17 protein-coding genes are annotated in these 20,799 nt (G+C 64.9%); 8 read left to right on the top strand and 9 right to left on the bottom strand.

The features are described from left to right. Nucleotides 1-20: 20 nt before the first annotated feature. The gene (locus AN936_RS15050; RefSeq protein WP_234715589.1) at nt 21-395 is read left to right on the top strand and encodes an EthD domain-containing protein; all 375 of its coding nucleotides are present in this window, start codon (nt 21-23) and stop codon (nt 393-395) included. 15 nt (nt 396-410) lie between these two features. Here AN936_RS15050 and AN936_RS15045 read toward each other — a convergent pair whose 3' ends face one another. Beyond that, entirely contained in the window at nt 411-2,666 is a 2,256-nt protein-coding gene (locus AN936_RS15045) for a CaiB/BaiF CoA-transferase family protein (RefSeq protein WP_234715588.1), read from the bottom strand. A gap of 201 nt (nt 2,667-2,867) precedes the next feature. Between AN936_RS15045 and AN936_RS15040 the strand changes: the two genes are divergently transcribed. The 6 genes from AN936_RS15040 (at nt 2,868) to AN936_RS15015 (ending at nt 8,686) form a co-directional block, all read left to right on the top strand. Next, the gene (locus tag AN936_RS15040; protein WP_201782921.1) at nt 2,868-3,977 is read left to right on the top strand and encodes an acyl-CoA dehydrogenase family protein; all 1,110 of its coding nucleotides are present in this window, start codon (nt 2,868-2,870) and stop codon (nt 3,975-3,977) included. A gap of 10 nt (nt 3,978-3,987) precedes the next feature. Continuing rightward, complete coding sequence (locus tag AN936_RS15035) at nt 3,988-5,211, top strand: acyl-CoA dehydrogenase family protein (RefSeq protein ID WP_054588807.1); 1,224 nt, start codon at nt 3,988-3,990, stop codon at nt 5,209-5,211. A gap of 19 nt (nt 5,212-5,230) precedes the next feature. Further along, nucleotides 5,231-6,019: a crotonase/enoyl-CoA hydratase family protein gene (locus AN936_RS15030; protein WP_054588806.1), complete on the top strand. Its 789-nt coding sequence runs from the start codon at nt 5,231-5,233 to the stop codon at nt 6,017-6,019. A gap of 11 nt (nt 6,020-6,030) precedes the next feature. Continuing rightward, nucleotides 6,031-7,521 (top strand): acetyl-CoA acetyltransferase, encoded by a 1,491-nt coding sequence (locus AN936_RS15025; protein ID WP_054588805.1) that lies wholly within the window; start codon nt 6,031-6,033, stop codon nt 7,519-7,521. Nucleotides 7,522-7,631: 110 nt separating this feature from the next. After that, on the top strand, nt 7,632-8,288 hold the full coding sequence (locus tag AN936_RS15020; RefSeq protein WP_234715587.1) for a TetR/AcrR family transcriptional regulator: 657 nt from the start codon (nt 7,632-7,634) through the stop codon (nt 8,286-8,288). Beyond that, nucleotides 8,285-8,686, top strand: coding sequence for a GFA family protein (locus AN936_RS15015; RefSeq protein ID WP_054588803.1), 402 nt, complete (start codon nt 8,285-8,287; stop codon nt 8,684-8,686). The genes AN936_RS15020 and AN936_RS15015 overlap by 4 nt, the downstream gene beginning before the upstream one ends. A 24-nt stretch (nt 8,687-8,710) precedes the next feature. Here AN936_RS15015 and AN936_RS15010 read toward each other — a convergent pair whose 3' ends face one another. From AN936_RS15010 to guaA, 3 genes are all read right to left on the bottom strand, one after another. Beyond that, nucleotides 8,711-9,451 (bottom strand): SDR family NAD(P)-dependent oxidoreductase, encoded by a 741-nt coding sequence (locus tag AN936_RS15010; protein WP_054588802.1) that lies wholly within the window; start codon nt 9,449-9,451, stop codon nt 8,711-8,713. A 128-nt stretch (nt 9,452-9,579) separates the two neighbouring features. After that, complete coding sequence (locus AN936_RS15005) at nt 9,580-10,500, bottom strand: M14 family metallopeptidase (RefSeq protein WP_054590326.1); 921 nt, start codon at nt 10,498-10,500, stop codon at nt 9,580-9,582. 23 nt (nt 10,501-10,523) lie between these two features. After that, nucleotides 10,524-12,110: a glutamine-hydrolyzing GMP synthase gene (guaA, locus tag AN936_RS15000; protein ID WP_054590325.1), complete on the bottom strand. Its 1,587-nt coding sequence runs from the start codon at nt 12,108-12,110 to the stop codon at nt 10,524-10,526. 194 nt (nt 12,111-12,304) lie between these two features. Between guaA and AN936_RS14995 the strand changes: the two genes are divergently transcribed. Continuing rightward, the gene (locus AN936_RS14995) at nt 12,305-14,752 is read left to right on the top strand and encodes a TonB-dependent receptor plug domain-containing protein (RefSeq protein ID WP_054588801.1); all 2,448 of its coding nucleotides are present in this window, start codon (nt 12,305-12,307) and stop codon (nt 14,750-14,752) included. Nucleotides 14,753-14,755: 3 nt separating this feature from the next. On the opposite strand, the gene AN936_RS14990 is transcribed toward AN936_RS14995, so the two are convergent. The 5 genes from AN936_RS14990 to AN936_RS14970 all read right to left on the bottom strand — a co-directional run bounded on the left by AN936_RS14990 (nt 14,756) and on the right by AN936_RS14970 (nt 20,448). Continuing rightward, the gene (locus AN936_RS14990) at nt 14,756-15,805 is read right to left on the bottom strand and encodes a glycosyltransferase family 4 protein (protein ID WP_054588800.1); all 1,050 of its coding nucleotides are present in this window, start codon (nt 15,803-15,805) and stop codon (nt 14,756-14,758) included. A 10-nt stretch (nt 15,806-15,815) separates the two neighbouring features. Next, a complete protein-coding gene (locus AN936_RS14985) occupies nt 15,816-16,697 on the bottom strand; it encodes a UDP-2,3-diacylglucosamine diphosphatase (RefSeq protein ID WP_054588799.1) in 882 nt (293 codons plus the stop codon). 263 nt (nt 16,698-16,960) lie between these two features. Further along, nucleotides 16,961-18,400 carry an aldehyde dehydrogenase family protein gene (locus tag AN936_RS14980; RefSeq protein ID WP_054588798.1) on the bottom strand — a complete coding sequence of 480 codons (1,440 nt, stop codon included), beginning with the start codon at nt 18,398-18,400 and terminating at the stop codon, nt 16,961-16,963. Nucleotides 18,401-18,449: 49 nt separating this feature from the next. Continuing rightward, entirely contained in the window at nt 18,450-18,743 is a 294-nt protein-coding gene (locus tag AN936_RS14975) for a GIY-YIG nuclease family protein (RefSeq protein ID WP_054588797.1), read from the bottom strand. A 58-nt stretch (nt 18,744-18,801) separates the two neighbouring features. Then, nucleotides 18,802-20,448 carry an acetolactate synthase large subunit gene (locus tag AN936_RS14970; protein ID WP_054588796.1) on the bottom strand — a complete coding sequence of 549 codons (1,647 nt, stop codon included), beginning with the start codon at nt 20,446-20,448 and terminating at the stop codon, nt 18,802-18,804. Nucleotides 20,449-20,799: the final 351 nt, after the last annotated feature.

Genomic DNA, 20,799 nt, shown 5'->3' with positions numbered 1-20,799 from the left:
CCGCGCGAATGGGAGAGACGATGATGCTGCGAGTAACCTTCTGCCTGAAGCGGCTGCCCGGGCTGACGCGCGCGCAGTTTCAGGATTATTGGCGGAACCGCCATGCCCCGCTGGTCCGGGAACATGCCGCGGCGCTCGGCATTCGCAAATATGTCCAGTCGCACAGCCTGACCCTGCCCGGCGCCTTTCCGCTGGCCGATGTAAGGGGCTCATCGGGCCTCGATTTCGACGGCGTCGCGCAGCTCTGGTGGGACGATATGGCAAGCTTTACTGCGGCCGGGACGACCGAGGCGGGGCGCGTTGCGGGTGCGCTGCTGCTCGCCGACGAGAAAAAGTTCATCGACCTGCCCAATTCGCCGATCTTCCTGTCGGACGATTATCACGTCATCGGTTAGACGGGACGGGGAGCCCTATTTGGGACGCCCCGTCGCGGTCACGGGTTGGCGGCTTGCCATATGCGCCTCCGCCTGTTGCCGGGTCAGTTCGGTGAGCGGCTCGAGGACGGCATTGTCCTTGAGTGCGTCGATGCCCTCTGGGTCGACCCCGAGCCAGTCGGCGATGACCTCCGCGCTCTGCTCGCCGCTCAGCGGCGCGGGCCGCAGGGGCGGCGCGGGCAGGTCGCCGGTCCGCGCGATATAGGCATCGCCGAACACGTCTTCCTGCAACCAGGGGTGACCTTCGATCCGGTAGAAGCCGCGTTCGCGATAATAGGGAAAATCGGGAAGTTCGGAGAGGCGCAGCATCGGGGCGGCGGCGATCCCCGCCGCCTGCAGTATCTCGGCTGCGTCATATGGCGTGCGGTCGGCCAGCCAGGCCTCGATCCGCTCATCGATCGCGGGGCGCGCGGCAAGCCGCTTGGCCGCCGTATCGAACGCCGTGCCCTCGACATAGCCGATGGTGTCGCACAATCGCGCCCAGTCGGCGTCGGACTCGACGGTGATCACGCACCATTCATCATCGCCCGCACTGCGATAGGCGGCCCACGGCCAGTCGGTCGGGGCACCGCCCGCCGGCGTGCCGCGCACGACGTCGGCGGCGAAATGGCCGATCATCACCTCGGACTGCGCGACCTTGGCAACTCCGCCCAGCCCGGTGCGCAGCCGGCGGATCAATAGCGCCGCAACGCCGATCGCGCAGATGCGGCCTGCGACATGATCGGGATAGACTGTGATCGAATCGCTGAAGCTCTGCGGGTCGTCGGGGTAGCGCCAGGCAAGCGTCAGCCCGGTCGATGCACGGACGAGCGGACCATAGCCCATGCGCCCGCTCCAGGGTCCGGTGTCGCCGAAGGCCGAGCTTTCGGAAACGACGATCCGCGGGTTGATCGCGCGCAGTTCGGCCTCGCCGAGGCCCAGCTTCTCCATCGTGCCGGGTTTGAAATTCGAGCAGACGACGTCGGCCTGTTTCACGAGGTCGAGGAACAATCCGCGCCCGGCCTCGCTGCGCAGGTCCAGCCCCAGGCTGCGCTTGTTGCGATGGCCGGCGGCGAAGCTGACCGACATGCCGTGCTCCAGATAGGATTGGCGGCTGCCGTCGGGGAAGGCCTGGCTTTCGATCTTGATCACATCGGCGCCGAAATCGCCGAGCAACCGCGCGCCCTCGGCGCCGACGACGATGACACCAAGGTCGAGGACCTTGAGGTCGCCGAAGGGGGCGAGGGGAGGAACAGCGCTTGCCGCGGGAAATGCGACGTCTTCCGGGACGGGGAGCGGTCCCATGCGCTCGCCGTCGACCGTCAGGAAGCCGTTGGGCAGCCGTGTCCCGTCGCCGAGCGTCGCCACCGCCTCGCGCGCCGCCGCATGATAGCTGTCGAGAAACTCGCCGAGCGTCAACACCGACGCGATCGGCACGCCATGCTCCTGCCCCTCGCGCTCCAGATCGACGCGATGCTTGTCGGCGAAGAAGCCTGCAATATAGGGAAGCAGGTCGGCCGACGCATAACGGTGCGACGTCCGGTCGAAATCGGGCGAGGCGAACTGCTCGGGCTCGCCCATCCAGCGGAACATGCCGCGCCACTGCCGCTTCGCGAGCAGGCAGATTCGCACATAGCCGTCGGCGCAGCGCATGATCGGATATTGGAAACCGGCGCGCGGCCGATCGCGGAGCAGCAGCCCGACCGGCTTGCCCATCGTTGCGCTGCCGTTGATGCCGAAGCCCGGATCGAGACCTTGGACCGCACCGTCGAGTGCCGCGAAGTCGAAATGCGCGCCTGCGCCGCCGCCGAGTGCGCGATAGAGCGCGCCGAGCAGCGCAAAAACGGCCTGCGGGGCGGCGCACTGGTAAGCAAGATCGCCGGGCGGGATCAGCGGCTCGCGGCCTCGAATGCCCGAACGCGACAGCACGGCGGACAGTGCGTGAAGGACCGGGCCGGTTGCGCGCCAATCCGCCAGCGGGCCGTTTTCGCCGAAGTCGCTGACGGTCATGGTGACTAGCGCGGGTCGGTCGCGGCGCAGCGTGGCGAGGTCGATGTCCGCCGAACGATCGGCGATGACGATATGCGCTCGTTCGATGAGGGCGGAGGTCCCGGTCAGCGCTTCGACGTGAATCCGTTTGCCTGCTTGCGCGACGATTGTTTCGGCACTGCGATCCGGATCGGGTGCGAAAGTATCGACCTGCGCTCCCAGATCGGCAAGATAACGCCCGATCATCGCCAGCGGACCACGCACGCTTTCAACAATGCGAACGCCGGAAAGCGGTCGGATGGACATGGACTTACCTTTCTGTTCGGCGCTCGGCCAGGCGTAAAATCATCCGGCTGGCATCACGGGCGCTTGCCATATCCGCGCCACGAAGAAAAGTTAATTAATCGACTAATTCGTTTTGCGGGCTCGGACCTTCTATGTTAGCGGCCCTGTCACGGAGAGCTGATGATGGACTTCACTTTCACCGACGACCAGCGTCAGTTGCGCGACGCGTTGCGCGGCTATCTGGCACGCAACAATGGATTTTCCGGGCGTACGGCGAGCGCCCGGAGTGCGTTGGGCTGGAACGAATCGCTGTGGCGCGGGCTCGCCGACGATCTCGGCATTCTTGGCGTGCTCGTCGCCGACGCCGCGGGCGGTGCCGGTGGCGATGCGGTCGACATGATGGTGGTGATGGAGGAACTGGGCGCCAACCTGCTTGTCGAACCCTATCTCGAGACCGCAGTTATCGGCGCTTCGGCGCTGGGTGCCGCCGGAGGGCGCGAAGCCGAGCTGAAAGCGATCGCGAGCGGCAGCATGCGCGTTGCCTTTGCCTGGGCCGAGGCCGAAACGCGCTTCGACCGCATGCCGTACGATAGCATCGCGTCGCGCACGGCCACCGGGTGGCGCCTCGACGGCGCCAAGGCGGTGGTGATCGCGGCACCGATCGCGACGCACTTTCTCGTCACGGCGCGCGCCGAAGACGGGCCGGCGCTTTTTCTCGTCAAAGCCGATACGGCCGGCATCTCGCTCACCGCTTTCCCTACTATCGACGGGCGCCGCGCGGCCGATATGAGCTTCGACGCCGTGGCAATACCCGAGCGCGCGCTCGTTGCGCGGGGCGCGGAAGCGATCGAGCGGTTATGCGATGTCGCGACCGCGATGCTCGGCGCTGAAGCGTTGGGGGTGATGCGCGTGATGCTCGACGACACCATCGCCTTCACCCGCGAGCGCCGCCAGTTCGGGCAGGCGATCGCCACCTTTCAGGTGCTCCAGCACCGCATGGTCGATATGTATATGCAGCTCGAACTCGCCACTTCGGCTGTGTATCGTGCGGTGCTCAGTCTCGATGCCGCACCCGCCGAACGCGCGCGCGCCGTGTCGGCGATGAAGGTGACGGTCGCGGGCGCCTGCCGCTTCATCGGCCAGAATGCGATCCAGCTCCACGGCGGGATGGGCATGACCGACGAGGTCGCGGTGACCCACTATTTCCGCCGCGCGACCGTCATCGAAAGCGAATTCGGATCGGCCGACTGGCACCGCCGCCGCTTCGCCAGCCTGTCGCGCGCGGCCTGAGGAGGGATAGATGGATATCGCCTGGAGCGCCGACGAAATCGCTTTTCGCGACGAAGTGCGTGCCTTTCTCGCCGACAAGCTCACCGACGACCTGCGCGCCAGCGGCGCGCATATGACGAGCGTCTATGCCGACCCCGATCACGCGCGGGCGTGGCAGGCGATCCTGCACGAAAAGGGCTGGGTCGCGCCGTCCTGGCCGGTCGAGCATGGCGGCACGGGCTGGAGTCTCGCGCAGCGTTACATCTGGCAGCGCGAACGCATCGCCGCGGGCGCGCCGCCGGTGTCGCCGATGGGCGTGCAGATGTGCGGCCCCGCGATCATCGGCCATGGCAGCGCAGAGCAGAAGGCGTTTTTCCTGCCGCGCATGCTGTCGGGCGAGCATTTCTGGTGTCAGGGTTATTCGGAAACCGGCTCGGGCTCCGACCTTGCCAGCCTGCAATGTCGTGCCGAAGAGGCTGGCGATCATCTGGTCGTCACCGGCCAGAAATTGTGGAGCACGCACGCCCATGCCGCGAACTGGGGCTTCTTCCTTGTCCGCACCGCGACGCTCGACCGGCCGCAAAAGGGGATCAGCTTTCTGTTGATCGACATGACCAGCCCCGGGATTACCGTGGTGCCGACGATCTCGCCCGCCGGCGAGAATATCCAGAACGAGATTTTCCTCGATAACGTGCGCGTGCCCAAGTCCAACGTCGTCGGCGCGATCGGTGACGGCTGGACCGTCGCCAAATATCTGCTCGAGTTCGAACGCGGCGGCGCCGCCTATGCGCCGGGGCTGCAGATCGATCTCGACGAAATCGAGCAATTCGCCAGCGCGGCGCGCGGCGACGATGGCGGCCGGCTGATCGACGACACCGCCTTCGCCGACGCCATGGCGCAGGCGCGGATCGACGTGCTGGCGCTTGAAATCTTCGAATTTCGCGCGATGAGCGATGCCGGGGCGGGCCGTTATCCGCATGCGATCCCCTCGCTGATGAAAATCCGCGGTACCGAATTGCAGCAGCGGATCACCGAACTGCGCCTGCTCGCCGCGGGACGTTATGGCATGGCTTATCAGCCGCAGGCCGGCGTGTCGGCCGGCCCCGTCCACTTTCCCCATGCGGAGGGCGGCTTTGCCGGGCCGCGCGAGGCGGCGATCGCGCCGATGCGCTACGTCAGCGAACGCGCCGCGTCGATCTATGCCGGGACCAACGAGATCCAGCGCAACATCATCGCCAAGATCATGGGCCTCTAACCCCTTTCGGAGAAACAAGATGACCGAAGTGCTCGCCGAACGTCGCGGCCATGTCCTGATCCTGACGATCAACCGGCCCGAGGCCCGCAACGCAGTGAACGCCGCCGTCCATGTGGGCCTTGGCGAAGGCCTTGAGCTGGCCGAGGCCGACCCCGAAATTCGCGCGGTGATCGTCACCGGTGCCGGCGATCAGGCCTTTTGTGCCGGCGCTGACCTCAAGGCGCTCTCGCGCGGCGAACGGCTGGAGCCAGAGGACAAGGCGCAGCGCGCGTGGGGTTTTGCGGGCTTCGTGCGGCACCCGATCGGCAAGCCGATCATCGCCGCGGTCAACGGTTTCGCGCTCGGGGGCGGTACCGAACTCGCGCTGGCGTCCGACATCGTCATCGCCGCCGACCATGCGCAATTCGGCCTGCCCGAGGTCAAGCGCGGCATCATTGCCGCGGCGGGCGGTGCTTTCCGCATCGTCCAGCAGCTCCCCCAAAAGGTCGCGATGCAGATATTGCTGACCGGCGAGCCGATTTCGGCGCAGCGTGCGCTCGACCTCGGTCTCGCCAACGAGGTCGTGCCGCTCGACCGGCTGATGGAGACTGCACTCGATTTCGCCGATCGCATTGCGGTCAACGCCCCGCTCGCGGTGCAGGCGAGCAAGCGGATCGCGATGGGCATCGCCGAGGGACGGATCGCCAGCGACGAGGATTTCTGGGAAGCGAACAAGCGCGAAACACGCCTTGTCTTCACGTCCGAGGATTCGCGCGAAGGCCCGCGCGCCTTTGCCGAAAAGCGTCAGCCCGTCTGGCAGGCTCGCTGAGGAAGCAGGATATGTCGGAAGAGAATATCCCCATCATCGTCGGCGTCGGCCAGATCAACGATCGACCGGAAAATCCTGTCGACGGACACAGCCCGGTCGGCTTGATGGCCGAGGCCCTCAGGATCGCCGAAAAGGACGCCGGAGGCGCATTGCTTGCCGACGCCGATTATCTCGGCATCGTCCAGCAGATATCGTTCCGCGACATCCGCGACGCACGCGGCCCGCTGGCCCAGGAACTCGGCATCGCGCCCGCGACGATGGTGCAAAGCGAGGGGCCGAACGGCGACAGTCCGGTCATGCTGCTCAACGAGGCTGCGAACCGGATCGGGGCCGGCGAGTCCCGGATCGCGCTGGTCTGCGGTGCCGAGGCGCTGCGAACCGCGGCGGCGAGAGCGGCGGCGCAGGAATCCGGTCGGCGCGTCGACGCGACGCGCGAAGCAGCGCAGCGGCGCGAGCCGAGCTATGCCCAGCAATATGGGCTGGTCGCGCCGGTCGACGTGTATCCGCTTTACGAAAATGCGCTTCGCGCATCGCTCGGGCAAAGTTTCGCCGAGGCGCAGGCCGAGAGCGGGCTGATCTGGTCGCTTTTTTCGGAGGTCGCGGCCGCCAATCCGAACGCGTGGCTTCGCAAGCCGGTCAGTGCCGACGAGGTTATCGCACCGTCCGAACGCAACCGGCCGATCGCCTTCCCCTATAACAAGCTGATGGTCGCCAACGCCTCGGTCAACCAGGGCGCCGCCTTCATCGTGACGAGCGTCGCGGAGGCGCGCCGGCGCGGTATCGCGGAGGATCGCTGGATCTATGTCGGCAATGGGGCGGCCGCTCACGAACCGAACAGCCCCCTGCAGCGCGATCGTTACGACCATAGCGCGAGCATGGAGGTTTCGATCCGCCGGACCCTGGCGCTGAATGATGTCGACCCGTCGAGGCTGGATATGGTCGAACTGTACAGCTGCTTTCCCTGCATCCCGAAGCTCGCCCGCCGGATCATCGATTGGCCCGCCGAACGGCCAGCCACGGTCTTTGGCGGTCTCACCTTCGGGGGCGGGCCGATCGGCAACTATATGGGCCACGCCATTGCGAGCATGACCGATCGGTTGCGGGCGGATTGCGGCACGGGGCTGCTCTTCGCAAATGGCGGTTACGCGACGCACAATCACAGCATCGTGATCAGCAGCGAGCCGATCGCCGCTGCCTCTTTTCCCCGCAGTTACGACTATCAGGAGGAGGCTGACGCGATGCGCGATGCAATTCCGGCGCTGGCGCGCGACTATCTGGGCGACGCGACGATCGAAAGCTACACAATCCTCTATCGGCGCGACGGATTGCCGAAGGCGGGCGTGGTCGTCGCGAGGACCCCGGCGGGCGAGCGGACGCTCGCCCATGTCCCACCGGGCGATGAAGCCGTGCTGCGCCGGCTGGCCGATGCGGAGGCGGATCCTGTCGGCGCCACCGGCTGGATCGTGGAGGGCGCGGCGCTTCGCGAATGGCGCTTTGCGTGATCGCGAGCGGCAGGATTGAAGGGGAAGCGACGCATCGCAGCCTCCTGACTGTTCAAAGCCGGGCAATGGTGGCATCTGTCGGCCTAATGCCGATAGGGAAAGGAATGGGTTTGCCCGCCAGCCAAGCCAGGAAGAAAAAGGGGCCGGGACGCCCGCTGACGCCCCTGATCACGCGCGATACGGCAATCGCCGTGTCGATCGACCTGCTCGATCGCAAGGGGCTCGACGCCTTGACCGTGCAGGCGGTGGCGCGCGAACTGAACGTCCAGGCGCCGTCGCTCTATTATCATTTCAAGAATCGCGACGAGCTTCTCCACATGATCGCGAGGACCTTGCTGGTCGAGGTGGGGCAGGGCGAGAAGCCGGGCTCGTCGTGGGAGGAGCGGGTGATCGATCTCGCGGTTGCGACGCGGCGCGTGATGTTGAATCATGCGCATGCCGGGCCGTTGATGCTACGCTTCTTCCCGCGCGAGTTGATGCTCGGTGCCTATGAGCGCGGACTGTCGGACTGCCCTTATCCGCCCGAGCATCACCTCGCGGTTCTCGAGGCGCTCGAAAAGCTGACCTATGGCAAGTCGCTTTTCGACGCGGCGGCCAAGGCGCACGACCATGCCGCGATGCCGCCGGTGGATGCGACGCGCTACCCGCTGCTGGCCGCGGCGATTGCCAAATCGCCGGTGTCGGACGAGGCACTGTTCGTCGAAACATTGCAGGTGCTGCTCGACGGTTTCAGATTTCGATACGGACAGAGAGGTGAAACGATATGATCGAGGGCGGATGCAATTGCGGCGCGGTGCGTTACCGCGCCGAAGGCAACCCCATCGTGGTGGCGCAATGCCATTGCACCAACTGCCGCCGGCAGTCGGGCAGTGCCTTCTCGGTCAACCTGCTCTTCAAGGGGGCGGCCGTCAGCCAAGACGGTGAACTGTCGGTCTATGAAGACAGGGACACCTTCTCCGGCAACGCGGTGCTGCGGAAATTCTGCGGTCGCTGCGGGTCGCCGGTCTTTTCGGAGCCCACCGATGGAAAGGGGCTGTTGATCGTCAAGGCGGGAACGCTCGACGATCCGGCCTCCTTCGTTCCGACGGTCAGCGTCTGGACGTCGACCGCGCTGCCTTGGGTCGTGTTACCCGAAGGGCAATATGCGTTCGAAAAGAACGCCTGACGCGCGTTGCCTCTTTCTGACGGCTCAGGCGGTGTAGCCGCCGTCGACGACGACCTGTGTACCCGTCACGAAGCTGCTTTCGTCCGAAAGCAGGAACAGCACCGCACCAACGCTCTCTTCCGGTTGCGCGACGCGCCCGAGCGGCGTCAATTGCGCCCCGCGGACGAGGGCCTCGCTGTTCGTCGTCTCGGTCAGCAAGCGCGTCGCGAAAAAACCGGGGATCAGGACATTGACGCGAATGCCGCGGGGCGCGAGTTCCTTGGCCGCCGCCCGCGACATCCCGATCACTGCCGCTTTGGCGGCCGAATAGGCGACAAGATTCGCATGGGCCTTCGTGCCCGCAGGCGATGCGACGTTGACGATCGAGCCGCCGCCCGATTGCAGCATCGCGCGCGCGCCCTCGCGCATGCCCCAGAATACGCCATTCTGGTTGACCGCGATGATGCCGGCCCACTCCTCATCGCCGATGTCGATCAGCGGGCGCGTGGCGCCCACCCCTGCATTGTTCACAAGCCCGTCGATCCGGCCGAACCGCTCCACCGCGAAGTCGACTACAGTCTTCCATTCCTCGGGCTTGGTGACGTCGAGCGGCACAAAATGGGCCTTGCCGTCGAGCGATGCCGCGACCGCCGTTCCCGCGTCCCGGTCCCGCCCGCCGAAAACGACCTGCGCGCCTTCGCGTACCATTCCGCGAACCTGCGCTTCGCCCATCCCCCGGGTCCCGCCCGACAGAAGAATGATTTTCCCCGACAACCGGCCTTCCATCGAATCTTCTCCCCAAGATCTGCGGCACCGCAGCCCTCATTGGCCATCCGAGCCTATTATCTATAGGGTATAAATATATTCCCTCGGTTGCAATGGGTCGTCCGCCGCGAAGGTCCGGCAACAGGCTGTCAGGGATTGGCGAGCGCAAAGTCGATGGCGGCGCGCACCGCCACGACCTGCGCCTCGATGCACTCCTCCGGCGATGTGCGCGGGCTGTCCGGATAGACTTCGGTGGTTGTCGTATACCGCGCCCCCGTAATCGCGCCGCAGAGGCCGAGGTCCTTCAGGGGATATTCGATCACGCCATGGGCCACGACCGGTGAGCCGATGATCTCGCCATTGTCGTCGGGCGGAGCGATGTGGGTTACGCGCTCGACCGCGGCGATAATCGCCTGCTGGAACGCCGGCTGCCGATTTGCGCTGTCGTCGACAACATAAAAGCCGTCGGGGATCAGTTCGAGATCGTTGACCTTGCCGTCGCGCGCCGCCCGCGCGGGCCCGAATTCGCTGGCGTCGGTGTCGGTCGTTTCATGAAGGTCGATATGCATCAGAAATGGCGACGGCACCGACGCGATCAACTCGATGAGCGCCGTCGCTTCGCGCGCCGGCCCGTCGGGACGAAAGTTGCGGTTCGGATCGACCGCGTCGTAATTCCATCGGTTGATACGCTCATAGGCCCACGGGCTGACGCAGGGGATCGCGAGAAGATTGACCTTGCCGGCATAATCCGAAGCGGCGGTTTCCATAAAGGTCAGCGCGCCGAGGACGCCGCTTGTCTCGTAACCATGCACGCCTCCCGTCACGAGGACGGTCGGAAGATGGGGCGCGAACGAGCGGTCGCGAAGCGCGAGCAGCGGGTATGTTTCCCCAGCATAGTCGACTTCGCCGTAAACGACCCGATCATAGCGTCCGGCCAATGCGTCGATACGGGGTATGATATCGACATCGTAATGGCGCTGGCGCGATTGCCGGCTGCGCCACGTCTCGATTTCGGCGGCGCCCCAAGGCTCGCCGGGGGTGCCGATCGGATAAATCTGCGACTTGGTCATGATCACCGTCCTCTCGCGGCCCGTCACTCCCACTCGATGGTGCCGGGCGGCTTCGAGGTATAGTCGTAGACGACGCGGTTGATGCCCTGCACTTCGTTGATGATGCGCGTTGCGCAGCGGCTGAGGAAGCTGGCGTCAAAGGGGTAGATGTCGGCTGTCATGCCGTCGGTCGAGGTAACGGCGCGCAGGGCGCAGACATGGTCATAGGTGCGCCCGTCGCCCATCACGCCGACCGTTTTCACGGGCAGCAGTACCGCGAAGGCCTGCCAGATCGCATCGTAGAGGCCGGCATTGCGGATTTCCTCCAGATACACCGCGTCGGCTTTGCGCAGGATGTCGCAGCGTTCCTTCGAGACTTCGCCGGGAATGCGGATCGCGAGGCCGGGGCCGGGGAAGGGGTGACGGCCAACGAAGATGTCGGGAAGACCCAGCTCCTTGCCGAGCAGGCGAACCTCGTCCTTGAACAGTTCGCGCAGCGGCTCGACGAGCTTCATGTTCATGCGTTCGGGCAGGCCGCCGACATTGTGGTGGCTCTTGATCGTGACGCTCGGTCCGCCGGTAAACGAAACGCTCTCGATCACGTCGGGATAGAGCGTGCCCTGCGCGAGGAAATCGGCGCCGCCGATCTTCTTCGCTTCTTCCTCGAACACGTTGATGAACTCGGCGCCGATGAACTTGCGCTTCTTTTCGGGGTCGGTGACGCCCGCGAGGCCGCTCATGAAGCGCTCTTCGGCGTCCACCACGACGAGCGGGATATTGTAATGGTCGCGGAACAGGCGCTCGACCTGTTCGCGCTCGTTCATACGGAGGAGGCCGTGGTCGACGAAGACGCAGGTGAGCTGCTCGCCGATCGCCTCGTGGATCAGCACCGCAGCGACGGCGCTGTCGACGCCGCCCGACAGGCCGCAGAGCACGCGCTGGTCGCCGACCTGCTCGCGGATCTCGGCGATCTTGGTGGCGCGGAACTCGGCCATCGTCCAGTCGCCCGAACAGCCGCAGACGTGGCGGACGAAATTGGCGATCAGCTTTGCGCCGTCGGGCGTATGGACGACCTCGGGGTGGAATTGCGTGCCGTAATAGCGACGCTCGTCATCGGCGATCAGCGCGAAGGGGGCGCCGTCGCTGATCGCGACGATGCGGAAGCCGGGCGCGAATTGCGTGACGCGGTCGCCATGGCTCATCCACACCTGATGGCGCTCGCCGACCTCCCACAGGCCGTCGAACAGGACGCAAGGCTCGGTGACGGTCAGGAAGGCGCGGCCGAATTCGCCGTCGCGTTCGCCATCGGAGCCGCCGGGCTCGACCTGTCCGCCGAGCTGCTGGCTCATCACCTGCTGGCCGTAGCAGATACCGAGGATCGGCAGGCCGCTGTCGAAGACGGATTGCGGGGCGCGGGGGCTGCCGGATGCGGGGACCGAGGCGGGTGAGCCCGAGAGGATCACGCCCTTCGGTTGCATGCGTTCGAGCGCGGCTTCGGCAGCACTGAATGGCACGATTTCGCTGTAGACGCCGGCTTCGCGGACGCGGCGGGCGATGAGCTGGGTGACCTGGCTACCGAAATCGATAATCAGGATCGATTCAGGGGCGGCGGGAGAGTCGGGAGTCGGCATGGCTGGCCGATAAAGAGGCGCGGCGTCGCTGTCCAGCCGCCAAGGCGATGCATCGGTCGACCTTTTGCCGCACTGCCACACTGTTGCGACAAATGCGACATAGCTGAACCGCAGGAACAAACCGGTGTCATGACCGGTTCAGCCGCCGACGATAAGAAATAACAAAGACAAAAAGACAGAAGGCATCTCTCCCGATGAATAATAATCGCCTCTCGCTTTCGATCCGCGCCGCGTTGCTGGCAGCGACCGCGATCGCATCGACGCCTGTATTGGCGGCCGACGAGCAAATCGCCGACCCGGCCCTCTCGACCGCCAATATCGACGATGGCGAAGAGGATATCGACGGCGAGGAAATCGTCGTGACCGCCCCCCGCCTTGCCGGGCAGCTCGACACCGACTTCGCGGCGGAGGCCGAACTCGACGAAGCGGCAATCGCCAGTTACGGTGCATCGTCGATCGAGGAACTGCTCGACGCCCTCGAACCGCAGACGCGGTCGGGCCGCGGCCGCGGCGGCGGGCGCCCGGTGATCCTCGTCAACGGCCGCCGGACCTCGGGGTTCGGCGCGGTGCGCAATATCCCGCCCGAGGCGATCGCCAAGGTCGAAATCTTTCCCGAAGAGGTCGCGCTGCAATATGGCTATGCGGCGACCGAACGCGTCGTCAATTTCGTGCTCAAGCCCAATTTCCGGCAGGTGTCGGCGGAGGCCGAGGCGGGCATCCCGACACAGGGCGGACAGTTCAAGAGCGAGTTCGAACCGGCCTTCATCGCCATCGGTCAGAACGGCCGGCTCAATCTCAACGGGAGCTGGGAGCATCAGACGATGCTGCGCGAGGACGAGCGGAACCTCGTCTATGACGATCCGGTCCTCGCGGCCGGCGCCCCGGCGCGCAGCCTGTCACCCGCGAGCGACGCCTATGTCATCGACGGGACGCTGGTCCGCAACATCGGCAAGGTGACCGAGGCATCGGTCAGCCTGCGCTTTGACCAGACCGACAGCCTCAGCCTGCTCGGCCCCGGTCCGGGCGGCGCGACCGACCCGCTGCGCCGCGACAGCCGCAGCCAGAACTGGACCAGCTCGGCCAGCGTCAACGGCATGCTCGGCGACTGGCGCTGGTCGGTCACAGGCAATTATGCCGACGCCGACACGCGCACCTTCACCGACCGCGACAGCGGCACGCGCGACCGCTTCGACAGCAGTCAGCAGAGCTTCGGCGCCAATACCAATTTCTCGGGCAGCCTTGGCGACGGCTGGGCGGGACCGATCCGCGTGTCGGCGACGGCGGGTTATTCGGGGCTACGCTTCGACAGCCGGTCGCAGCGCGGGACGACGATCACCACCACCGACCTTGCGCGCGACGTGCCGAGCGCCTTCGGTTCGCTCAACATCCCGCTGCTCGATCCCGACTATAATGCCGGGCCGTTCCGCGTGTCGGCGACGCTGAGCGGGCAGATCCAGAAGCCGAGTGATTTTCAGACGCTCAAAAATTGGGGCGCCAACCTCAATTTCAACTTCACCGACAATCTGTCGCTCGTCGCGAGCTTCAACAGCGACGAGGAAGCGCCGACGGTGACCCAGCTCGGCGCTGCGCCGCAGGTGACCGACGGCGTCACCTATTATGATTTCCGTACCGGGCAGACGGTGCTGATCTCGACGATCAGCGGCGGCAATCCCGACCTGCTCGCCGAGCGTCGCCGCGATTTCAAGCTGGGGCTTAACTGGTCGCTGCCGATGGTCGAGGGGCTCAAGTTCTCGATCAACTACAACAGCAACAAAAGCTATGACACGGCGAACAGCCTGCCGGTGCTCACCCCCGAGATCGAAGCAGCTTTCCCCGGCCGCGTCGTCCGCGATGACGACGGCAACCTGCTCTCGATCGACCAGCGCCCGGTCAATTTCGACCGCGCGAGCAATTCGCAGATCCGCTGGGGCTTCAACTTCGGCAAGAGCTTCGGACAGAAGGATGAAGCGGGCGGCCGTGGGCGCGGCGGTGCGGGCGAAGGACGCGGAGCAGGCGGCCCGCCGCCCGGAGCCGGCGACGGGCAGGCCGCGCCCACTGGCGAAGGCCGGCCGCGGGCAGATGGCGAGCGCAGGCGCGGCGGGGGTGGCGGTGGCTTCCGCGGCATGGGTGGCCCGCGCGGCATGTTCGGCGGACAGCAACAGCAGGGCGGGCGTTGGCAGATGTCGCTCTACCACACCATAAAGCTGACCGACAAAGTGCTGATCGGACCCGGGGTGCCCGAACTCGACCTGCTGGGCGGCTCGGCGACCGGGAGTGGTGGTGGCAGCAGCCGTCACCTCGTCGAACTCGACGGCGGGCTGTTCTACAAGGGCTTCGGCTCGCGCGTCAGCGCGAAATACGACAGCGGCAGCACCATCGTCGGCGGGGCCAACGGCGACCTGAAGTTCCACGACCTCGCGACCTTCAACCTGCGCTTCTTCGCGGATTTCAACCAGATGCCGAAGCTGACCGACGATCTGCCCTTCCTCAAGGGTTCGCGCCTGCGTCTGTCGATCGACAATCTATTCGACGCGCAGCGCAAGGTAACCGACGGCAGCGGCGTCGTGCCGCTGAATTATCAGCCCGGCTACACCGATCCGCTTGGCCGCTATGTCGAGCTGGAGTGGCGCAAGGCCTTTTAGGCCCTAGGCGGTGGCCGGCGCTGCGGCGGCGTGGCGGGGCATCGGTTCGACGGGGATGAACGTGAGCGCCTTCAGGAACTGCTGGGTGCAGTTCGGCCAGTTGTAGCGTGCGCCTAGCGCCGCTGCGTCGGCCCGGTCGCACGCCAGCGCGGCGGCGATTGCGATATCGAGATTATCGTCGAGCGCGCCCGCGCCATCGCGGACGATATCGCCGGGCCCCGGGACCGGATAGGCCGCGACCGGCGTCCCGCACGACAGCGCCTCGATGACCACCAGACCGAAAGTGTCGGTGCGGCTGGGAAAGACAAAGACATCGGCGCCGGCATAAGCGCTGGCCAGGGCTTCGCCGCCCAGCTTGCCGAGGAAGAGCGCGTCCGGATGCAGCACCTTGAGCTCGGCGAGCGCGGGACCGTCGCCGACGATCACCTTGGTGCCGGGCTGCGTGGTATCGAGGAAGGCTTCGATATTTTTTTCGACCGCGACGCGTCCGACATAGAGCTGGATCGGCCGCGTCAGCCCTTGATAGGCCGGACATGGAGCGCGATCGGAGCGGAACAGTGCATGATCGACACCCCGTTCCCACATCATCGTCTGCCCAAGTCCCTGCTCGGCGAGTTCGCGCGCGAGGCTGCGGGTCGCGACCATGATGTGGCGGGCGGGACGGTGGAACCAGCGGATGAAGCGCCAGACGAAGGCGGGCGAAACGGGCAGGCGCGCCGCGACATATTCGGGAAAGCGCGTGTGATAGGCGGTGGTGAAGGGAAAGCCGTTGGTCAGGCACCAGCGCCGCGCCGCGAGGCCGAGCGGCCCTTCGGTCGAAATATGGATCGCCTGCGGGCCGAACCGTTCGATCAGCCGCCCGACCTTGCGCGCACCCGCGAAGGCGAGACGGATTTCGCCATAGCTGGGGCAGGGGATCGACCGGAACAGGTCGGGCGAGACGACCTCGACCTCATGGCCGTCCGTGCGCAATTCGCCGATGGTCGCTTGCAGCGTGCGGACGACACCATTGACTTGCGGATCCCACGCGTCGGTGACAATCAGGATCTTCATGCCCGATTCCTCAAGCTGCGCGCGCCGGTGCGGGCAGTTCGAGCGTTGCGGGTACCGACCGCGCCGCAACCTCTTCGGCCCAGTGCAAAATCTCCATCGTGCCGTCGTGATGTTCGACCAGCGCGGTGCAGCCTTCGACCCAGTCACCGTCGTTATAATATTCGGTGCCTTCGATCTCGCGCATCTCGGCGCTGTGGATGTGGCCGCAGACGACACCGTCGACCCCGCGCGAGCGTGCGGCGTGCGCCACCACTTCTTCGTAGCGGCCGATGAACTGCACCGCGTTCTTGACCTTGTGCTTGGCGACCATCGACAGCGACCAATAGGGAAGGCCAAGCTTGCTGCGCACCGCGTTCACGATCACGTTGCACTTCATCAGCGCGGTGTAGGCGGCATCGCCGACGAAGGCGAGCCAGCGGTGCGCCAGCATCACCGCGTCGAATTCGTCGCCGTGGACGACGAGCAGCTTTCTGCCGTCGGCGGTTTCGTGGACCGCCTCGCGGCGGATTTCGACGCCGCCGAAATCGAAGCCGTCGAACGGCTTGACCATCTCGTCATGGTTGCCGGGAACATAGACGACGCGCGTGCCGCGCTTGGCGCGTTTGAGCACCCGCCAGACGACGTCGTTGTGCTCGGGCGGCCAGAAGTGCCGCTTCTTGAGCCGCCAGCCGTCGATGATATCGCCGACGAGGTAGAGCGTCTCGCAGTCGACATGGTCGAAAAAGTCGATCAGCATCGCGGCGTTGCAGCCGCGCGTGCCGAGGTGGATGTCGCTGACCCACACGGTGCGATAGCTTCGCCGCTTGCCGATAACGCGTTCGGGAATATGCGGATCGGTCGTGAACGGGTCGGGAAAGCGGGCGGGGATCGGCAGGGTCGAAATCGTGGCCATGTCGCACTCCGGAAGCAGGTTTTGCTGCCCCCGGCCTAGACAGGAGATTTGTTACATGGTGCGATTCAAAGCCGCGACAGTTTGAAGAAAGTTTGAGGGCGGATTTGTGAAATTGTGGGTGATCCTCCCTACGGCGAAGCCGTGGGGAGGGGGACCATCCGAAGGATGGTGGAGGGGCGGCGGCTTGGCACGACGCTGACGGCGGCGGCCCCTCCGTCAGCGCTTCGCGCTGCCACCTCCCCATGCCTGCGGCACAGGGAGGATCAGACCCGCCGGATCACCAGATTGCGGATTTCGCTCATATCCTCCATCGCAAAGCGCACGCCCTCGCGGCCGAGCCCGCTGTCCTTGACGCCGCCATAGGGCATGTTGTCGACGCGATAGCTCGACACGTCGTTGACGACGACCCCGCCGACATCGAGCGTGTCCCACGCCTCGAGCACTTGATGGATGTCGCGCGTGAAGATGCCCGCCTGCAGCCCGAACTTGCTGTCGTTGACCTCTGCCATCGCCTTGTCGAACTTCTTGAACTTCGACAGGATGGCGAGCGGCCCGAAGGCTTCCTCGCGATAGGCTTTCGACTTGCGGTCGACATTTTCGAGCAGCGTCGCTTCGAGCATCGCGCCGTCGCGCTTGCCGCCGGTGAGCAGCTTGGCGCCGCCCGCGACCGCTTCCTGGATCCAGCCGTCGAGCCGCGCGGCTTCCTTTTCGGAAATCATCGGGCCGATGAAGGTGTCGCGCTTCTTGGGATCGCCGGCGATCAGCGTCTTCGTCCGTTTGACCAGCATGGCGCGGAACTTGTCGTAGATATCCTCGTGGATGATGATCCGCTGCACGCCGATGCACGACTGGCCCGACTGGTAGAAGGCACCGAAGATGATGCGTTCGAGCGCGTGCTTGAGGTCGGCGTCCTTGTCGACAATCACCGCCGCGTTGCCGCCGAGTTCGAGAACGATCTTTTTCTTCCCCGCCTTTGACTTGAGGTCCCAGCCGACCCCGGGCGAGCCGGTGAAGGAGAGGAGTTTCAGCCGCTCGTCGGTGGTGAACAGGTCGGCGCCGTCGCGGCTCGCGGGCAGGATGCTGAACGCACCTTCGGGCAGGATATCGCACTCGGCCAGCACCTCGCCCATGATGATCGCGCCCAAAGGCGTCATCGACGCGGGCTTCATCACGAAGGGGCAGCCCATCGCGATCGCCGGCGCGATCTTGTGCGCGGCGAGGTTGAGCGGGAAGTTGAACGGCGAGATGAAGCTGCACGGGCCGATCGGCACCCGCTTCCACATTCCCATATAGCCCTTGGCGCGCGCGCTGATGTCGAGCGGCTGGACCTCGCCATAATTGCGCACCGCTTCCTCGGCCGCGATGCGGAACGTGTCGATCAGTCGGGTGACTTCGCCTTCGGCATCGTTGATCGGCTTGCCGGCCTCGACGCACAGCGCATAGGCGAGTTCGTCGAACCGTTCCCGGAAGCGCGTAACGCAATGGTTGAGCACCGCCTGTTTCTCGAAGCTCGCAAGCCGCGCCATCGGCTCGGCGGCGCGCACGGCGCCCGCGATCGCCTCGTCGATCACATCCGGCGTAGCGAGCGCGGTGCGAAAGGCCGGCTTGCCGGTATATTTGTCGGTGACGACGAGATCGGTGTTCGGCTGTGCAGCCTTGTTGTTGAGGTAGAGCGGATAGACGGATTTCAACTTCACAATCATTCTCCAACGCTGTCATCCCCGCGAAAGCGGGGACCCAGGGGCGGTACAATCAAACGTTGAGCCGGTCGTACAGGTCGAGCCATTGCGGATTGTCTCTTTCGATCAGTTCCAGCTTCCACGCCCGGTGCCATTTCTTGATCGCCTTTTCACGCGCAATAGCTTCGCTGACGTCAGCGAAGGTTTCCGCATGCACCAAGCGGTGAACGCCGTAACGTTCGGTAAATTGCGACCCTTGCCCATTACGATGCTGGCTGCAACGCGCTGCGAGATCTCCCGTCACGCCCGTGTAGAGCGTACCGTTGCGTCTGCTGGCAAGGATATAAACGTGATAGGTTTGATCCATCTCGCTCCTGGGTCCCCGCTTTCGCGGGGATGACAAGAAAACAGGCGGTGGCGAAGGCTTACAATTCCTTCGACAGCTTCTTGATGTCGATGTTCAAAATCTGGTCGTTCTCCGAATAATCGACCGGGCAGTCGATCAGATGCACGCCCGGCGTGTCGCGGGTGTGCGCGAGCAGTTCCTTCAAATGCGCAGCGCTTTCGACGCGGTGGCCCTTGGCGCCATAGCTTTCGGCATATTTGACGAAATCGGGGTTGCCATAGGTCAGGCCCCAATCCTTGAACCCCATATTCGCCTGTTTCCAGCGGATCATGCCATAGCTGTTGTCGTTGAGGATCAGCACGGTGATGTTGAGGCCGAGGCGCACCGCGGTCTCCATCTCCTGACTGTTCATCATGAAACCGCCGTCGCCGCAGATCGCCATGACCTTGCGCCCCGGATAGACCATCGCCGACATCATCGCGCTCGGCAGCCCGGCGCCCATCGTTGCCAGCGCATTGTCGAGCAGCACCGTATTCGGGCGATAGGCGGTGTAGCCGCGCGCAAACCAGATCTTGTAGACGCCATTGTCGAGGCAGATGATCCCGTCGTCGGGCATCGCGTCGCGGATCGACTGCACCAGATGCGGCGGGAAGATGGGGAAGCGCGCATCCTCGGCGAGCGGCGCGGTATGTTCGACCTCGGCCTTGCGATAGGCGAGCAGATGGTCGAATTTCCAGCCGCCGTTGGGGACGATATCTTCCTTCATCTGCCAGACGGCATTGGCGATGTCGCCGATCACCTCGATGTCGGGGAAATAGACGGGGTCGACTTCGGCGGTCTTGGTGGAGACGTGGATGACCTTCGGCCCGCCCTGCTTCATGAAGAAGGGCGGCTTTTCGATCACGTCATGCCCCAGGTTGACGATACAGTCCGACGCCTCGACCGCGCGGTGGACGAAGTCGCCGGCGCTGAGCGCGGCGCAGCCGAGAAATTTCGGGTGCCGCTCGTCGATCACGCCCTTGCCGAGCTGGGTGGTGAGGAAGGGGATGCCGGTCTTTTCGATGAACTGGAGGAGCATGCGGCTGGTCATCGTGCGGTTCGCGCCGGCGCCGATGACGAGGACGGGCGAGGTCGCTTCCTCGAGCGCCTTCACCGCTTCGCGGATCGACTTGACGTCGGCGGTCGGCCGGCGGCTGTGGCTGCGCTTCAGCGGCAGGCTGTCGGTATGTTCGTCGGCAATGTCTTCGGGCAGTTCGATGTGCACCGCGCCCGGCTTTTCCTCCTCGGCAAGGCGAAAGGCCTCGCGCACCCGGCTCGGGATATTGTCCGACGAGGCCATTTGGTGGGTATATTTGGTGATCGGCCCCATCATCGCGACGACGTCGAGGATCTGGAAGCGCCCTTGCTTCGACTTCTTGATCGGCTTTTGCCCGGTGATCATCATCATCGGCATGCCGCCGAGTTGTGCGTAAGCCGCCGCGGTGACGAAGTTGGTCGCGCCGGGGCCGAGCGTCGCAAGGCAGACGCCGGTCTTGCCCGTATGACGGCCATAGGTCGCGGCCATGAACCCCGCGCCCTGTTCGTGGCGGGTCAGGATCAGCTTGATCTTCGTCGACCGCGACAGGCTGTCGAGGAAATCGAGATTCTCCTCACCTGGAACGCCGAAAATATACTCGACGCCTTCTTCTTCCAGGCACTCGATGAACAGGTCGGATGCTTTTTTCATATGCCAGTCGCCCCCTCAGCCACGCACCACCCCGGTGCGGCCCTAAGTCATGCTGGCGACCCCTCAGCACATATGTCGTTGCAGCGGCTCTCGTCATAGGCCGCGAGTCCCTGCTGCACCGGGAAGCGGTTGTAACGAGGGGGAAAGGGGTTGTCACCCTGTGTGGGAAACGTGCATCTCGTACCGATGGCGGTTCGAAATTCGAACTATAAAGTGGATGCGATCTTGATTGACAACGAAATCTTTCCCGAGGCAGGGTGCTAGTGGCGCGACGGGGAAAGAGCGCCAGCATAACTACACGATGGGGGTGGAATGACAAAAAATGCGATTGCGATGGCTGCAATTATGGCG

This window comes from Sphingopyxis macrogoltabida (genome assembly GCF_001307295.1).
In the GTDB taxonomy this organism is placed as follows: domain Bacteria; phylum Pseudomonadota; class Alphaproteobacteria; order Sphingomonadales; family Sphingomonadaceae; genus Sphingopyxis; species Sphingopyxis macrogoltabida_B.
This window is presented reverse-complemented; position numbering and strand designations above follow the sequence as displayed.

Excerpts from the sequence above, each read along its gene's own strand:
- AN936_RS15050 (WP_234715589.1), top strand. The coding sequence starts at position 21 with ATGATGCTGCGAGTAACCTTCTGCCTGAAGCGGCTGCCCGGGCTGACG.
- AN936_RS15040 (WP_201782921.1), top strand. The coding sequence starts at position 2,868 with ATGATGGACTTCACTTTCACCGACGACCAGCGTCAGTTGCGCGACGCG.
- AN936_RS15035 (WP_054588807.1), top strand. The coding sequence starts at position 3,988 with ATGGATATCGCCTGGAGCGCCGACGAAATCGCTTTTCGCGACGAAGTG.
- AN936_RS15030 (WP_054588806.1), top strand. The coding sequence starts at position 5,231 with ATGACCGAAGTGCTCGCCGAACGTCGCGGCCATGTCCTGATCCTGACG.
- AN936_RS15025 (WP_054588805.1), top strand. The coding sequence starts at position 6,031 with ATGTCGGAAGAGAATATCCCCATCATCGTCGGCGTCGGCCAGATCAAC.
- AN936_RS15015 (WP_054588803.1), top strand. The coding sequence starts at position 8,285 with ATGATCGAGGGCGGATGCAATTGCGGCGCGGTGCGTTACCGCGCCGAA.
- AN936_RS15010 (WP_054588802.1), bottom strand. The coding sequence starts at position 9,451 with ATGGAAGGCCGGTTGTCGGGGAAAATCATTCTTCTGTCGGGCGGGACC.
- AN936_RS15005 (WP_054590326.1), bottom strand. The coding sequence starts at position 10,500 with ATGACCAAGTCGCAGATTTATCCGATCGGCACCCCCGGCGAGCCTTGG.
- guaA (WP_054590325.1), bottom strand. The coding sequence starts at position 12,110 with ATGCCGACTCCCGACTCTCCCGCCGCCCCTGAATCGATCCTGATTATC.
- AN936_RS14995 (WP_054588801.1), top strand. The coding sequence starts at position 12,305 with ATGAATAATAATCGCCTCTCGCTTTCGATCCGCGCCGCGTTGCTGGCA.
- AN936_RS14990 (WP_054588800.1), bottom strand. The coding sequence starts at position 15,805 with ATGAAGATCCTGATTGTCACCGACGCGTGGGATCCGCAAGTCAATGGT.
- AN936_RS14985 (WP_054588799.1), bottom strand. The coding sequence starts at position 16,697 with ATGGCCACGATTTCGACCCTGCCGATCCCCGCCCGCTTTCCCGACCCG.
- AN936_RS14980 (WP_054588798.1), bottom strand. The coding sequence starts at position 18,400 with ATGATTGTGAAGTTGAAATCCGTCTATCCGCTCTACCTCAACAACAAG.
- AN936_RS14975 (WP_054588797.1), bottom strand. The coding sequence starts at position 18,743 with ATGGATCAAACCTATCACGTTTATATCCTTGCCAGCAGACGCAACGGT.
- AN936_RS14970 (WP_054588796.1), bottom strand. The coding sequence starts at position 20,448 with ATGAAAAAAGCATCCGACCTGTTCATCGAGTGCCTGGAAGAAGAAGGC.